At 69.2% G+C, this 14,924-nt stretch carries 12 protein-coding genes and 1 pseudogene; 10 read left to right on the forward strand and 3 right to left on the reverse strand.

The genetic code is table 11. The annotated features are described in order from the left end of the window. Window positions 1–40 precede the first annotated feature (40 nt). The 5 genes from CGZ93_RS00855 to CGZ93_RS00875 all read left to right on the forward strand — a co-directional run bounded on the left by CGZ93_RS00855 (window position 41) and on the right by CGZ93_RS00875 (window position 5,943). Window positions 41–1,456, forward strand: a complete 1,416-nt coding sequence (locus tag CGZ93_RS00855) for a threonine/serine exporter family protein (RefSeq protein WP_094362255.1) — start codon at window positions 41–43, stop codon at window positions 1,454–1,456. 49 nt (window positions 1,457–1,505) lie between these two features. Then, window positions 1,506–2,495, forward strand: a complete 990-nt coding sequence (locus tag CGZ93_RS00860; protein ID WP_094362256.1) for a ribonuclease HI family protein — start codon at window positions 1,506–1,508, stop codon at window positions 2,493–2,495. A 114-nt stretch (window positions 2,496–2,609) separates the two neighbouring features. Further along, window positions 2,610–3,197 (forward strand): PadR family transcriptional regulator, encoded by a 588-nt coding sequence (locus tag CGZ93_RS00865; protein ID WP_141211023.1) that lies wholly within the window; start codon window positions 2,610–2,612, stop codon window positions 3,195–3,197. Further along, on the forward strand, window positions 3,194–4,681 hold the full coding sequence (locus CGZ93_RS00870; RefSeq protein WP_094362258.1) for a DHA2 family efflux MFS transporter permease subunit: 1,488 nt from the start codon (window positions 3,194–3,196) through the stop codon (window positions 4,679–4,681). Before CGZ93_RS00865 ends, CGZ93_RS00870 begins: the two co-directional genes overlap by 4 nt. Next, the gene (locus CGZ93_RS00875) at window positions 4,678–5,943 is read left to right on the forward strand and encodes a DUF445 domain-containing protein (protein ID WP_229117105.1); all 1,266 of its coding nucleotides are present in this window, start codon (window positions 4,678–4,680) and stop codon (window positions 5,941–5,943) included. The genes CGZ93_RS00870 and CGZ93_RS00875 overlap by 4 nt, the downstream gene beginning before the upstream one ends. A 330-nt stretch (window positions 5,944–6,273) precedes the next feature. Here CGZ93_RS00875 and ligD read toward each other — a convergent pair whose 3' ends face one another. Next, complete coding sequence (gene ligD / locus CGZ93_RS00880; RefSeq protein ID WP_094362259.1) at window positions 6,274–7,239, reverse strand: non-homologous end-joining DNA ligase; 966 nt, start codon at window positions 7,237–7,239, stop codon at window positions 6,274–6,276. Window positions 7,240–7,294: 55 nt separating this feature from the next. On the opposite strand from ligD, the gene CGZ93_RS00885 reads away from it, so the two are divergent. The 3 genes and pseudogenes from CGZ93_RS00885 (at window position 7,295) to CGZ93_RS00900 (ending at window position 9,321) form a co-directional block, all read left to right on the forward strand. Then, window positions 7,295–8,047, forward strand: coding sequence for an SDR family NAD(P)-dependent oxidoreductase (locus CGZ93_RS00885; protein WP_094362260.1), 753 nt, complete (start codon window positions 7,295–7,297; stop codon window positions 8,045–8,047). A gap of 392 nt (window positions 8,048–8,439) precedes the next feature. Continuing rightward, the gene (locus CGZ93_RS00890; protein WP_094362261.1) at window positions 8,440–8,823 is read left to right on the forward strand and encodes a hypothetical protein; all 384 of its coding nucleotides are present in this window, start codon (window positions 8,440–8,442) and stop codon (window positions 8,821–8,823) included. Further along, a pseudogene (locus tag CGZ93_RS00900) lies at window positions 8,820–9,321 on the forward strand (DNA/RNA non-specific endonuclease). Before CGZ93_RS00890 ends, CGZ93_RS00900 begins: the two are co-directional and overlap by 4 nt. A gap of 214 nt (window positions 9,322–9,535) precedes the next feature. On the opposite strand, the gene CGZ93_RS00905 reads toward CGZ93_RS00900, so the two are convergent. Both CGZ93_RS00905 and CGZ93_RS00910 read right to left on the reverse strand, forming a co-directional pair. Further along, window positions 9,536–13,210: an efflux RND transporter permease subunit gene (locus CGZ93_RS00905; protein ID WP_094362264.1), complete on the reverse strand. Its 3,675-nt coding sequence runs from the start codon at window positions 13,208–13,210 to the stop codon at window positions 9,536–9,538. 119 nt (window positions 13,211–13,329) lie between these two features. Next, window positions 13,330–13,896 (reverse strand): TetR/AcrR family transcriptional regulator, encoded by a 567-nt coding sequence (locus CGZ93_RS00910; RefSeq protein ID WP_094362265.1) that lies wholly within the window; start codon window positions 13,894–13,896, stop codon window positions 13,330–13,332. Window positions 13,897–14,048: 152 nt separating this feature from the next. Here CGZ93_RS00910 and CGZ93_RS00915 point away from each other — a divergent pair, with 152 nt between their 5' ends. Together CGZ93_RS00915 and CGZ93_RS00920 are read left to right on the forward strand one after the other, a co-directional pair. After that, window positions 14,049–14,663, forward strand: coding sequence for a DUF2617 family protein (locus CGZ93_RS00915; protein WP_176451579.1), 615 nt, complete (start codon window positions 14,049–14,051; stop codon window positions 14,661–14,663). A gap of 26 nt (window positions 14,664–14,689) precedes the next feature. Further along, window positions 14,690–14,917 (forward strand): hypothetical protein, encoded by a 228-nt coding sequence (locus tag CGZ93_RS00920; protein WP_141211024.1) that lies wholly within the window; start codon window positions 14,690–14,692, stop codon window positions 14,915–14,917. The last annotated feature ends 7 nt before the right edge of the window (window positions 14,918–14,924 follow it).

Here is a 14,924-nt window from a genome sequence, read left to right on the forward strand (position 1 = left end):
CACTGTTGAAAGCCGGCGCCCGCCCCGCCAGTCTGGGGCCATGGCAGCGCGCGAAATGGGCAGACGACTCTTCGGTCGGCTGACCCGACCGTTGCGTCAGGCCGTCACCCCGCCGCCGATCGCGCCGCCGCCGGAGGATGATTCGACCGACGAGGAGACTCGTGAGGCGCTGAAGGTCCTCGGCGTCGCCATGGAGGTCGCCGAGCTGCTGCTCTCCTCCGGCGCTTCGGCCAACGACGTCACCTCGACCGCGCTGCGGATCGCCCGGGCGTACGGGTTGCGCGGGGTGCACGCCGACGTGACCTACACCTCGATCAACCTGTCCTGGCAGCGCCGCGACCGCGAACCGGTGTCCACGCTGCGCGTGGTGCGCTCCCGGACGACCGACTTCACACTGCTGCAGCGGGTCTACCAGCTGACCGAGCAGATCGAGTCCGGTGAGCTGACGGTGCTCGAGGCGCGTGGACGGTTCCGGCGGCTCAGCTATGCCGCACCGCCGTATCGGCGGTGGGTGATCGTCGTCGCCAACGGTGGGGTGGCGATCGGACTGGGGCTGCTCTGGCAGGCCACACCCATCGTGTTCGCGGTCACCTTCCTCGCCACCTGCCTGATCGACATCGCCCTGCGCTTCCTGGCCCGCCGGGGCGTACCCACGTTCTTCCAGCAGGCTGTCGGCGCCGCGATCCCGACCAGTGCGACGCTGGCGATGCAGTGGGCGCAGAGCAAGGACATCCGGTTGTTCGACGAGATCCAGCCGACCCTGACGGTGTCGGCCGGCATCGTGCTGCTGCTGGCTGGCATGTCGGTGGTCGGCGCCGCCCAGGACAGTATCGACGGGTTCTATGTGACCGCCTCGGCGCGCGCGTTCGAGGTGGTCGTGCTCACTCTCGGCATCGTCACCGGGATCCTGGTGGTGCTGCGGGTCGGCACCTGGCTGGGGGTCTCGGTGCTGTTGGTGCCGGCCACCCCCACCCTCGGTCCACCGGCGGTACAGCTGCTCGGGGCGCTGGTGATCGCCGGTTCCTTCGCGGTGGCCTGTCACGCGGCCCCGCGGACGGTGATCCTCGCCGCGCTGATGGGGTTGTTCGGCTGGGTCGTGCAGTTGTTCGCGGCCCGCTTCGGGTTCGGGGTGATCGGCGCGAGCGCACTCGGCGCGACGGTGTCGGCGATCCTTGCCTGCGTCCTCGGTCCGCGGCTCAAGGTGCCGGTGCTGGCGTTGATCACCTCCGCGATCGTGCCGCTGATGCCCGGCGGGATGGTGTTCCGCGGGGTGTTGCTGATGGCCGGCACCTCCGGCGGCACCCCCGCCGCGGTCGACGTGGTGGCCGGGATGGTCACGCTGATGACGGCCGCCGGCGTGGGCATGGCGCTCGCGGCGGGCTCCAGCCTCGGCACCTACGTCACCCGGCCGATCACCCGAACCCGCTGGCGCCAGGGACGGCGGACCCGCCGGTGAACGAGCGCAACGCGGCCAGGCAACCGACCGGTGTGGCAGGATCGCGGCCGTGACGATCACCGCTGCAGCAGACGGATCCGCTCTGGGCAACCCCGGCCCTGCGGGCTGGGCCTGGTATGTCGACGACTCCTGCTGGGCCGCCGGCGGCTGGCCCCACGGCACCAACAACATGGGCGAACTGATGGCCGTGCTCGACCTGCTGCAGCAGACCGCGCACGTCGACGACGACCTGTTGGTGCTGTGCGACAGCCAGTATGCGATCAACGTGATCTCCAAGTGGACGCCCGGTTGGAAACGCAAGAACTGGCGCAAGGCCGACGGCAAGCCGGTGCAGAACGTCGAGCTGGTCAAGGCGCTCGACGCGGCGATGCAGGGCCGACGGGTGCGTTTCGAATGGGTCAAGGGGCACGCCGGGCACGAGCTGAACGAGGCCGCCGACCAGCGCGCCCGGGCCGTGGCGGTGGCGTACCAGCAGGGCACCCGACCCGATCCAGGGCCCGGCTTTCCCGATGGCGGGCGCGACCATCCGGACGTACGCCCCAACCAGACCGAGCCGGTACCGGCGCTCTTCGAGGTGGACTCGCTGACCGATGAGCTGGCCGACTCGCCGGAGGACTATGCGCTGCCCGGTGACGAGCGGGCCGATCCCGATCCGGACGACCTGTTCGCCGCCGACGAGGTGCCCGGATTGGACTTGGCCGTGGCTGCCGGTGAACGGGTGGTCGAGCTGGAACGGGCGTTGCTGAGCGAGGCGGTGCGCTCGGACCCGAGCCAGGTCGCGGCGCTGCTGCACCCCGATTTCTGCGAGATCGGAGCCTCCGGTCGGCTGTGGACGCGCGCGGAGATCCTCAGTCGAATCGGTCCGCTGGATCCGGCTGTTGAGTTGGAGGTGCTGGAGGTGCAGGCACTCGGCTCGGATGAGTTGTTGCTGCTGTGGCGCAGCACCTCGGGAGAACGCGCAGCCCTGCGCAGCTCCCTGTGGGTACGCGGGGAGTCCGACTGGGTGCAGCGGTTCCATCAGGGTACGCCGGAGGCCTGAGCCCGGTTTCGCCCCGAAGCAACCCACTGTTCGTACGCCGTTCACAAAACCCGCTTGCCCCAGGGATTACTCCGTGCCTAATATTCCACATGGAATATCCGTTCTGGAGGTATTGTGCAGCTCACCCCGTTGGCCCTGGTCACCCTGGCGATCATCTCCGAGCAGCCGCGGCACCCCTATGACGTGTACGCCACCATGCGGCAGCGCCGCGAGGAGCAGACCGTCAAACTGAGCGCCGGCACGCTCTATCACACGATCAACCGGTTGGCCGAGTGCGAACTTCTCGCGGAGGTCGGCACCGACCGGGAGGGAAACCGGCCCGAACGGACCGTCTATCGGATCACCGAGGCCGGGCGTACCGCCCTGGACAACAAGGTGCGCGACTGGCTTCGTGAACCAGCACAGGAATTCCCGCAGTTCCCCGTCGCCATCGGCGAGATCCACCACCTGCCCGACGACGAGGCGGCCGCCATGCTCACCGAGCGCATCGTCGCCCTCGACGCCCGCATCGAAACCCTCGACCTGATCGAGCGTTTCCTCACCGACAAGCAAGTGCCTCAGCGTTTCTGGCTCGACCTCGACCTGATCCGCCACATGACCCGCGCCGAGCGCGACTGGTGCCAGCAGACCGCCGATGCGATCACCTCGCACGGCATCCCCTGGAGCCAGGCCACCGACGCCGCCCCCAAGGAGTCACGATGACCACTCAGCAGACCGCCCCCGAACGAGAGAGCGCCCAGGCCTGGCCGGCCCTGTGGTCGCTGCTGTTCGGATTCTTCATGATCCTGGTCGACTCGACCATCGTCTCCATCGCCACCCCCGCCCTGATGACCGGGCTCAGCGCGGACATCGGCAAGGTGGTCTGGGTGACCAGCGCCTACCTGCTGGCGTACGCCGTCCCGCTGCTGATCACCGGACGGCTCGGCGATCGCTTCGGCCCGAAACGGTTGTACCTGGTCGGGTTGGTGGTGTTCACCGTCGCCTCCGGGCTGTGCGGTTTCGCCCCCACCGTCGAAGTGCTGATCGCCGCCCGGATCCTGCAGGGCCTGGGTGCGGCGATGCTCACCCCACAGACGATGGCGGTGATCACCCGGTTGTTCCCGCCGCACCGCCGCGGGGCCGCGATGGGGATCTGGGGAGCCACCGCTGGCGTCGCCACGCTGGTCGGCCCGCTGCTCGGCGGCGTACTGATCGACACCCTCGGCTGGCGCTGGATCTTCTTCGTCAACCTTCCCGTCGGGCTGGTCGGCTTCCTGATGGTGGTCCGCAACGTTCCCTCCCTGGAAAAGCATCCACACCGATTCGACCTGCTCGGGGTGGCGCTCAGTGCGATCGGAATGTTCTGCCTGGTGTTCGGGATCGAGGAGGGTTCGAACTACGACTGGGGCACCATCGTCGGGCCGATCTCGGTGTGGGGGCTGATCATCGCCGGTGCCGTCGTGATGCTTCTTTTCGTTGTGTGGCAGGCGAAACAGCGCAGTGAGCCGTTGGTCCCGCTGAGCCTGTTCGCCGATCGCAACTTTGCCGCGGCCAACGTCGGGATCGCGTCCATGGGCGCGATGATCACCTCGATGGTGTTCCCGCAGATGCTGTACACGCAGAACATGCGCGGCCTCTCCCCCACCCAGGCCGCATTGCTCACGCTGCCGCTCGCGCTGATCTCCGGCGGACTGGCTCCGCTGGCGGGGCGGATGATCGACCGGATGGACCCGAAGTGGTTCGCGGTCGCCGGATTCACGCTGATGGGGGTCGGGCTGTACGTCCAGTCGCTGGTGATGAAGCCCGGCCTGTCGGTGCTCTGGCTGCTGCTGCCAGCGGCGATCATCGGCGTCGCGAACGCCGGCATCTGGGGACCGTTGTCGGTCTCGGCGACCCGCAACCTGCCGCCGCACCGGGCTGGCGCCGGAGCCGGGGTGTACAACACCACCCGGCAGATGGGTGCCGTGCTCGGCTCGGCCGCGATCGCCACCCTGATGCAGGATCGGATCGCCGCCCAGTTCCGCGAGGCGGGTCTGCCGGGCGGCTCGGTCGAACGCTCCGGCGGCATCATCCCGCCCTTCCTCGAGGCACCGTTCACCGCGGCCATGTCTCAGTCAACCCTGCTGCCGGCGGCGATGGCTCTGGTCGGCCTGGTCGCGGTGCTGTTCTTGGAACCGCCCCGGCCACGCGGCACCATGGAGAGGTGACAACCGACCTGTTGGAGGCTCCCGGTGACGCGGAACGCCGACAGGGCCTCCGCAGGATGCGGATCGTGGCGACCTCGTTGCTGGTGGTCGCCGCGATCATCTACCTGCTGACGTTGGGGCGTACGCCGGCCAGCTTCCTGGGCTTCGTGAACTCAACCGCCGAGGCGGCCATGGTCGGCGCGCTCGCCGACTGGTTCGCGGTGACCGCGCTGTTCCGGCACCCGCTCGGCATCCCGATCCCGCACACGGCCCTGGTGAAGCGGCGCAAGGACGAGCTGGGGCGCAGTCTGCAGCAGTTCGTCGTCGCCCACTTCCTCACCGGGGAGGTGTTCCGGGAGCGGCTGGCCAGCGCGGACATCGGGCTCAAGGTGTCGACCTGGCTGGAGGTCCCGGAGAACCGGCAGCGGGTGATCAGCGAGGCGACCGCACTCGGGCAGGTGGCGCTGCGGCGGGTGTCCGATGACGACATCCGCTCCCTGGTCGACGACGTGGCCCTGCCGCGGCTGCGGCGGGAGGACCTGTCCCCCGTGGCCGGGGCGTTCCTCGAGGGGATCGTCGCCGACGACGCGCACCGCGGTCTGGTCGACCTGGCCTTCGGCGAGATCCACTCCTGGCTGCTGCGGCACCCGGAGAAGTTCACCGCGGTGATCGGGGAGCGCGCCCCCACCTGGAGCCCCGGCTGGATGGACCGACGCGTCGCCAACTGGGGTTACAAGCAGGCGCTGGAATGGGTGCGCGCGGTGCGCGACACTCCGAATCACCCGGCCCGAGTCGCGATCGACGACATGCTGGCGACGCTGGCCGACGACCTGCAGCACGACACTTCGGTACGCCGCCGCGGCGAGGCGCTGAAGGAACGACTGCTTTCTCACCCAGCCATCGGTGTTACCGCGGTGTCGCTGTGGCAGTCGATCCGGGATTCGCTGCAGGAGGCGATGGCCGATCGGGGCTCGTCGCTGTGGCGGCGCGGTGACGGTTGGCTGGCCGAACTGGGAGCGAACCTGCGCACCGACACCGCCCTGCGTGAACGGCTCGAGGGCCGGCTGGCCGATCTGACCGCCTTCCTCGTCGAGCGGTACGGCTCCGATGTGGCCACCGTCATCTCCTACACCGTAGAGCGCTGGGACGCCGACCAGGCCAGTCGCCGGATCGAGCTCTTCGTCGGCCGTGATCTGCAGTTCATCCGGATCAACGGAACCGTCGTCGGCGCCCTCGCCGGTCTGGCGATCCACACCGTGACGGTGCTGATCACCGGCGGCTGACCCACTCGCGCACCCGACTTTGTCAGTTGTTATGAGGAGTTCGTCGCGCGGTCCCGGCCGGGCATAACAACTGACAAGTTGCGGGGTCGGGCGCCCGCACAACTCCGGTCTCTCGCGTCGCAACCAACGACGGCACGCGGGGCTGCGGTCCGTGGCCGGGGACGAGACCGGAGTTGGGCGGGCAGACCCGGGGGAAACGCGCGGCCGCCTGGTGCGCGGAGCGGGGCCCGCCTCGGCCGCGCTGCCGGCCAACCCGTTCACCCTGGGCGTGGCCTCTGGGGCACGTCCGCGGGGTGGTCACCAGCGCCCTGGTGTGACCCTTCGACAGGCTCAGGGAGCGTGAGGCTCTTCGGCAGGGCCAGGGGCATCGGTGCCGTCGCGGTCGGCCCACTCGAGCAGGCGTTCCAACCCGAACGACCGATCGTCGATGGTGGCGTGGAGGTCACCGAGCTCGGCGAAACGGGCGGGAACGCTGGCCAGGGTGAAATCGCGCGGATCGACCTCGTCGACCTCGTCCCAGCCGATCGGCGTGGAGACGGTCCCGGCGGCGACCCCGCGCAGCGAGTACGCCGCCGCGATCGTGTGGTCCCGTGCGTTCTGGTTGTAGTCGACGAACACCACGTCGTCGGGACGGTCCTTGCGCCACCAGGCGGTGGTCACCTCGCTCGGCGCCCGACGCTCCACCTCGCGGGCGAAGGCGAGCGCGGCCCGGCGTACGTCCTGCCAACCCCAGCCGGGACGAATCCGCACGTAGACGTGCATTCCCTTGCCTCCCGAGGTTTTCGGGAAGCCGATCACGCCCAGTTCGTCGAGCACCTCGTGCACCACGTGCGCCACCCGCTGCACCCGCTCGAACGAACAGTTCGGCATCGGGTCGAGGTCGATCCGCCACTCGTCGGCCTGCTCGACGTGGCCGCGTCGGCTGTTCCACGGGTGGAACTCGACCGTCGACATCTGCACCGCCCAGATCACCTGCGCCAGCTCGGTCACGCACAGCTCGTCCGCGGTCAGCCCATAACGGGGGAAGAACAGTTCGACGGTGTCCACCCAATCCGGAGCGCCGGCGGGCAGCCGTTTCTGGTGCACCTTCTTGCCGGCCAGCCCCTTCGGGAATCGGTGCAACATGCAGGGGCGTTCCCGCAACGCCCGCACGATCCCGTCGCCGACGGCCAGGTAGTACTCGGCGACCTCCAGTTTGGTCCAGCCCTGCTCGGGGAAGTACACCCGGTCGGGGCTGCTGAGGCGTACCGTGTGCTCACCGACTGCGAGCTCCACCGCCTCCGACTTCGACGCCATGGCCCAACCCTAGGCTGATAGGAATGATTCACCCACCACCGGCACGGGAGGAACGATGACCGAGTTCGACGGGATCGCCGCGATCGTCACCGGCGGTGCGCAGGGGATCGGTGTGGCGACGGTACGCCGATTGCTCGAGCGGGGCGCCCGGGTGGCGGTGCTCGACCTCGACCCGAGCGGCGCCGACGAGCGCGCGGTGCCGATCGCCTGCGACGTCGCCGACACTGAACGGGTACGCCTGGCCGTCGAGACCGCGGCCGATAAGCTCGGCGGAATCGACGTGCTGGTGAACAACGCGGGCATCGGCGCGCTGGGCGACGTCGCCGCCAACGACGACGCCGAGTGGGCGCGGGTGATGGACGTGAACGTGCGCGGCATGGCTCGGGTGGCGGCCGCCGCACTGCCCCATCTGCGGCGCAGCGAGCACGCGGCCATCGTGAACGTCGCCTCGATCGCCGCCACCGCCGGGCTGCCCGACCGGGTGCTCTATTCGGCGTCCAAGGGGGCGATCCTGTCGATGACCTATGCGATGGCCGCCGATCACGTCCGCGAAGGGATCCGGGTGAACGCGGTGTGCCCCGGCACGGCGCACACCCCGTGGATCGACAACCTGATGTCGCGCGCCGGCGATCCCGAAGAGGAGCTGCGCCAACTGCAACTGCGCCAACCCCACCTGCGGCTCGTCGAGGCCGACGAGGTCGCGGCGACGATCTGCTTCCTGGCTTCCCCGGAGAACACCTCCACAGTGGGGGTCGGCCTGACGGTCGATGGGGGCATGCACGCGCTGCGGATGCGCCCGCCGAGCTGACCACCGAGCGACGAGTTCACCGACTGGACTCCTGCTCGAAACCCGCGGGGCGCCGATCCTCGCAACGGTGGGTGAATGGCCCCCGCAACCCGCGTCCCCGAATCCCTGCGCAGCTACCTGCGCCATCACGCCCCGCGCTTCCTCACCGATCCGAACGTGTCCGGCGTCGGCATCGTCCGCTCCCACCTCGGAGTCGCCGGAGACTGCGCAATCTCCACCCTGGAGCGAAAGTTCAACCCCGAGATCATGGACCTCGGGTCATCCCGGACCGGATCGGTGAGGGCGGATCTCGGTGATCCGGTGACCAAGGGCGGACGCACCACCGGTGTCACCCACGGGGTGGTGACCCGGGTGGAGCCCTGGTCAAGCTCGACTATGGCGCACCGACCGGGATGCGACAGATCGCCGGGATCGGGATCGGCCCCGACCCGCGTCGGCGAGGTCAGCTCAGCGACGGTGGCGACTCCGGGGCGGTGTGGGTGTTCAAGGACCGCAGCGGTCGCCCGACCACGGTGATGGCCGGGCTGCACTTCGGCGGTGACGGTCCGAGTGGCACCGCCGACCACGCCCTCGCCTGCCGGCCGCAGGCCGCCTTCAACCGGTTGCAGGTCACCCTTTCCCCAACGGTGGCGGGAAAGGCGGCCGCCCAGGCCGCCGAGGCGGCACGCGCCGCTGTCGGCTTCCAGCCCGACTTCCTGGGACACCCCCGGTGCCGCCGCCCGGCGTACGCCCCGAACTCGAATGAGACCTGGTCCGCGTGGACGGCAGCCCGGTGATCGACTACACCCACTTCTCCCTCGCCCAGAGCAGGAAGCGGCGCTTCGCGCGGTGGGTGGCGTGGAACGTCGACGGCGGTTCGCTGCAGAAGCTGGACCGGAGCCGGGAGAAGTTCCGGTTGGACCCACGCGTGGACGGCAAATTCCAGGTGGGCGATGAGTTGTACGCCGACAACTGACGTCGACCGCGGCCACCTGGCGCGCCGCGCCGATCTGCTCTGGGGCACGCCCGAGGAAGCCCGGAAAGCCAACTCCGACTCGCTCTTCTTCAACATCACCCCGCAGTTGAACTCGTTCAACCAGGCGATGCGCCAGGGCATCTGGGGCCGACTCGAGGACGCGGTCTATGAGGACGTCGAGGTCGACCGGCTGCGGATCAGCGTCTTCGCCGGGCCGGTGCTCGCCGACGACGACCGGACCTATCGCGGGGTCAAGGTGCCCGACGAGTTCTGGAAGGTGATCAGCTTCGTCAACGAGCTGCCCGAATTCAAGACCTGACAGGTCGACCTGGTCACCCTCACCGAACGGACCGGGGTCACCTTCGGCGAGCTGCCGGCCGCCGCTGCGGAAGGTGTCACCGAACCGGTCGAGGTACGCCGCACCACCAACATCCGCTGGTAGAGCTCCCGGGGGCGCGCGAGTTCCTCTCGGGCGCGAGTTCCTCTGGACACGCTGCACCGGGCTCCACCCCGGTTCCGCCGCTCGAGAAACGTCAGTGGGAGTCCTCGAGCATCTCACCGATGCCGACGTGGTCGGAGTCGTCGGAATCCCTGTTGCGGTGGGAGATCCGCTCACGAAGCTTCTCCACCAGGTGATAGAGCACCGGCACCAGGACCAGCGTCAGCAACGTCGACGAGACCAGCCCGCCGATCACCACGATCGCCAACGACTTGGAGATGAACACCCCACCGCCGGTGATCCCGATCGCCATCGGCACCAGCGCCATGACCGTCGCCAGCGCGGTCATGATGATCGGCCGCAGCCGCAGCCGCGCACCGTGGATCACCGCATCGTCGATACCGGCGCCCTCGGCCCGATAGTGGTTCACCAGGTCGATCAGCACGATCGCGTTGGTGACCACGATCCCGATCAACATCAGCAGACCGATCATCGACGGGATGCCGAGCGCGGTCCCGGTGAGCAGCAGCAACCCCACCGCCCCGGTCGCCGCGAAGGGAACCGACACCAGCAGGATCAGCGGCTGCAGCAGCGAGCGGAAGGTCGCCACCATCACCATGTAGACGATCGCGATCGCGATCAACATCGCCAGCCCGAGCTGGGCGAACGCCTCCTGCTGCTCGGTCGACACACCGGCGATCGTGGCCTGCGTGCCGGCGGGCAGCCTCAGCCCGGCGAGTCCGTCCTGCAGGTTCTTGGTGGCCGCGCTCAGGTCACCGCTGGTGTTGGTGGCTGTGACAGTCACGGTCCGTTCGCCGTCCACCCGCTTGATCGCCGCGGTCACCGGCACCTCGGCCACGTCGGCGACCTCGACCAGCCGCCGCGGTTCGCCCTTGATGTTCTTGGCCAGCTCCGATTTGCGCTTCATCTCATCGGCGGTCGCCTTCGACTCGGCGGCGTCGGTGCGCGACTGGTTCAGCTTCTCCTGGGACTCGTCCATCGCCTCCAGCTGGTCGCGCAGCTTGCTGGACTGCTCGCGCAACTGCTTCAGCTGGGCGTCACGCTGCGCCCTCGCCTGCGCGAGGGCCTGGGCCTGCGCCGCCTGAGCGGCCCGCGCCTGGGCCTGCTGCAGTTGCTCCGGGGTCATGCCCGGGCCGGCCGCGGCACCGGGCACACCGCCCGCTCCGGGGACTCCGGCACTGCCCGCACCGGCGGCACCGGCGGTCGACGGCGTCAACGAGGCGCTCTCCAGTTGCGCGATCTGGTTGTTCAGCTGGTCCAGGCTCTTCTGCAGCTCGGCGCGCTGCTTGTCGAGCTGCTTCTGCTGTTCGTCCAGTTGTTCGGTGCCCTTGTCCTGCTGCTTCTTGGACTGGGCGTCCTGCTGCGCGGTCAGCTCATCGCCGATCCGCTTTCGGGCATCCGCGGTCTGCTTCTGGGTGACCGGCAGCCGCAGCTGCTCCAGCTCCTGCTTGGTCTTCAACTGCGGCCCCGAACGCAGCACCAGATCCTGGCTGCGCCCGTCGATGGTGACCTGGGTCAGCGTCTGACCCTGCATCGCCTGCAGCACCGCCTGCCCGACGGTGCCCTGGTTCATCCCGAACTTCGCGGCGTCGCCCTCGCGTACGTTCACCTGCAGCACGCTCTGTCGCTCGGCCAGGTCTGACTTCACGTCGGCGTTGCCGGGTTGGGCGGCCATCATCGCCGCGACCTGTTCGCTCGCCTGGGTCAGGGTCGCCTCGTCGCGTCCGGTGATGGTGACCGCCAGGCTGCTGGAGCCCATCGAATCCGCGCGGCTCAGCGTCACCTTGCCCAGCTCGGGCCGGTGCTCCAACGCGCCGCGGATCCGCTCGGAGGCACCGGTGCCCTTGGCCTCCGGCTTCAGGGTGATGCTGTAGGACGCCTTGTTGGTCTGTCCGCCGGCGCCGGTGAACATCGCCTGCAGACCGCCGCCGCCGACCGTCGTCTGATAGGACTGCACGCCCGGGTCCGCGGCCAGCACCGCCTCCACCTTCCGGGCCGCGGCGTCGGTCTCGGAGAGCGCGGTGCCGACCGGCAGCTCCTGCGACAGCTGCACACTGGTCTGCTCGGACTCGCCCAGGAAGTCGGTCTTCAGCCGGGTGGCGGCAGCCATCGTGCCGGCGAACAGCAGCACCGCCACCAGCAGGGTGATCAGCGGGTGCCGCAGCGTCCAGCGGAGCACCGGCAGATAGGTCTTCTGCAACGGGGTTTCCCGCGTCTCGTGCGAGGCCAGGCTGGCTCCACCGGTCTCGGCGGCCAGCTTCTGCTGCTGCTTGCGCGAGGGCTTCATGAACCAGTACGCCAGCACCGGCACGATCGTCAGCGCGACGACCAGCGAGGCGAGCAGGGCGACGGTCACGGTGACCGCGAACGGCCTGAACAGCTCGCCCACCTGACCGGACACCAGCGCGATCGGCAGGAACACGGCGACGGTGGTGATGGTGGAGGCGGTCACCGCCCCGGCGACCTCACGCACGGCACCGACGATCAGGCCGGTCCCCCACTCCTCGCCGAGGCCCTGGTGACGCTTGATGTTCTCGATCACCACGATCGAGTCGTCCACCACCCGACCGACGGCAACGGTGAGCGCGGACAGGGTGAGCAGGTTCAGGGTGTAGCCGGTGGCGTACAGGCTGATCATCGCGATCAGCAGCGACATCGGGATCGAGATGGCGGTGATGATCGTGGAGCGCACCGAGAGCAGGAAGACCAGGATCACCAGGATCGCCATCACCAGACCGAGCCCACCCTCGGTGCCGAGGTCGTGGATGGACTGCTCCACATAGGGCGCCTGGTCGAAGATCGGGGTGAAGGTCGTGTTGTCGCCGAGCTCGCGGCTGAGCTGCGGCAGCTGGTCCGCAACCGCGTGCGAGACGGTGACGGTGTTGGCCTCGGGAGTCTTGGTGATGGACAGGCTGAGCGCGGGACGACCGTTCACCCGCGAGATCGTGGTGGCCTCCTTGGGCCCGGCGGTCACGTCGGCGAGCTGTCCGAGCGCGACCGGACCGTCGGTGCCCTGCAGCTGGAGGTTTTTCACGTCGTCGACCGAGCCCAGGCTGCGGCCCACCTGCACCGAGACGTTGCGACCGTTCTGCACCACCTGACCACCCGGGATGGCGCCCTTGTACGCCGCCACGAGCTGGGTCAGTTGGGAGGGGTCGACCGAGAACCGGTCGAGGTCTGCCTGTCGGGTGGTGATGGTGACCACCTGGGCCTGCTGGCCGGTCACCTGGACATCGCGTACGCCCGGCAGCGCGCGCAACCGGGGTGCCGCGACGTTCTCCAGTTCGTCGCTCAGCCTCAGCGGGTCCTTGAGCGAGGCCACCGCGAGCAGCACCACGGGGATGTCGTCGATGCTGCCGACACTTACGGTGGGCTTGACCCCGCTCGGCAGCTTGGTGCCCACCCCGTCGACGGCGGTGCGGACCTTGCCCTCCATCGCGGCGAGGTCTGCGTTGTAGTCCCATTCCACCTGGACCTGGGACAGGTTGGCCGCGGAGGTGGAGCTGACCTTGGTCACCCCACCGACCGCGCGGACCGCGTCCTCCAGCGGCTTGGTGACGTCGCGCTCGACCGTCTGCGACGGGGCGCCGGGATAGACCGCCACCACGGTGGCGCCGGGCAGTTTGAGCGAGGGATAGAGCTCCTGCTTCAGCGAACCGGTGGCGTACAGGCCGAAGCCGATGATGACCAGACAGACCAGCACGACGACGGCCCGATTGGCGAGGCTGAGACGGGTGGGTCCGACCACGGCACTTCCTAGGGCTCTTCACGACCAGACGGTTACCTACCGTGCGGCCGGTAGGAACGATATTCCCGCCGAGCCGCTCAGGCCAATCAGGTCACACCCCGAACCAACCCCGAGAGGGCTCACTCCAGCCGCAGCAGCTCCAGCACGACGGCCAGCAACTCCTCGACGACCTCGTCCTCGGAGGCGCCCGGCGCCACGTCCCCGGCGGAGATCGCCACCCCGGCGGCCTCGAAGGCGCAGCGAGCCCGGAGCAGGTCGGCGGTCGAGGGGGCTGGACCGGCCAGCCACCGCTGGACGCGTACGCCGATCGCGACCAGTTCGCCGGAGCGTTCGGCCACCGCGTTCAGCACGGTCGGATCCGCCAGCACCAGCGAACCGACCTCGCGGAGCCGCACCAGGCCCTCCAGATAGTGCCGCATCAGCTGCTGCACCCCGTCCCGATCCCGGTTCAGCCCGTCCAGGCGGGCCGACACCTCTCGCAACAACTCGAACACCGGTTCCAGGATCGCCTCCAGCAGCGCCAACTTGGAGGGGTAGTGGTAGTAGAACGACGCCTTGGTGATGCCGACCTCCTCGGCGATCTCGCGCAGGCTGGTCAGCTCGAACCCCTGCACCCGGATCAGCCGGATCGCAGCCGCTCGGATCGCGGCCTTGGTGTCCACGCGGGACGGCGAACTGATCGTCATGTGCGCATTCTGGTGACTCCGACCCCTCCTCGTCCATCCGCCCAGCGAACCGAAAGGCTCGGAACCGAAGCGGCCGAACCCCGCGTCCTCCCCTAGACTGTGCACGCCCGCGGGTCGGGGGACCGGTGGGCACAACCCCTGAGGATGGCATCGTGCCCGACGTACCCCGGCCGGACCGAACCCGATCTGGCGCGCCCGATCTGGTCGCCGAGACACCTTTCGCCGACACCTGCGCTGGTGACCTGCGGTTCAGCACGACTCGACAGAAACGCCGACCGCGGCGACTGCCGAAGGCCCTCGCCGAATGTCCCGGGCCCACCATCGAAGGAGCCAGCGCGACGCTGCGGGTGCTCGGCGCCTCGCACCAGGTGGTGCTGCAGCTCGGCGACTGCTTCTGGGTGGAGACCCTGGCGTGCGACCCCACCGGCCAGCCCACCCAGTTTCCCACCGGCAGCGTCCAGCTGATCGACGAATGGGCGTACGCCTGCAAACTGGAGCTGATCACGGTCGCGGGTCGCGACGAGTTCGCCGCCCGCGCGGCCGCGCTGGACGCGATCGACCACGATGTCCGGATCGGCGTCCGCTTCGCCGGAGACCCCGACGCCCGCACCGTGCTGGGCGCGTCGGTGCGGCAGGAGGCCGACGCCGAGGTGCTGACCTGGGAGACCTGGCACCTCTACCCGCAGCACTGCGAGATGGTGCACACTGTCTCGACCGCTCAGATTCTGGCCCGCTGGGGGGAGATGGCATGTCAGCCGGCTCAATGAAGCGTCGGGGTCTGTTGGCGCTTCTGGTGGGCGCCGCTGCCCTGCCGGTGGTCGGCTGCAGCAGCAACGCCAGGTGCCGCGAGCGGTACATCGCCCAGTATCGATCCACCCACGGCGGCGAATCGCCGACCGAGACGCAGATCGCCAGCGCCTGCCAGTCGCGTTCCCGCACGGGCAGCGGGGGCGGCAACTACGGCACCGGTTACCGCGGCAGCCGCCGCGGCGGAAGCAGCAGCAGCTCCGGCGGCAAGTGATCCGCGG

Origin of the sequence: Enemella dayhoffiae (assembly GCF_002250625.1) — a bacterium.
In the GTDB taxonomy this organism is placed as follows: Bacteria; Actinomycetota; Actinomycetes; order Propionibacteriales; family Propionibacteriaceae; genus Enemella; species Enemella dayhoffiae.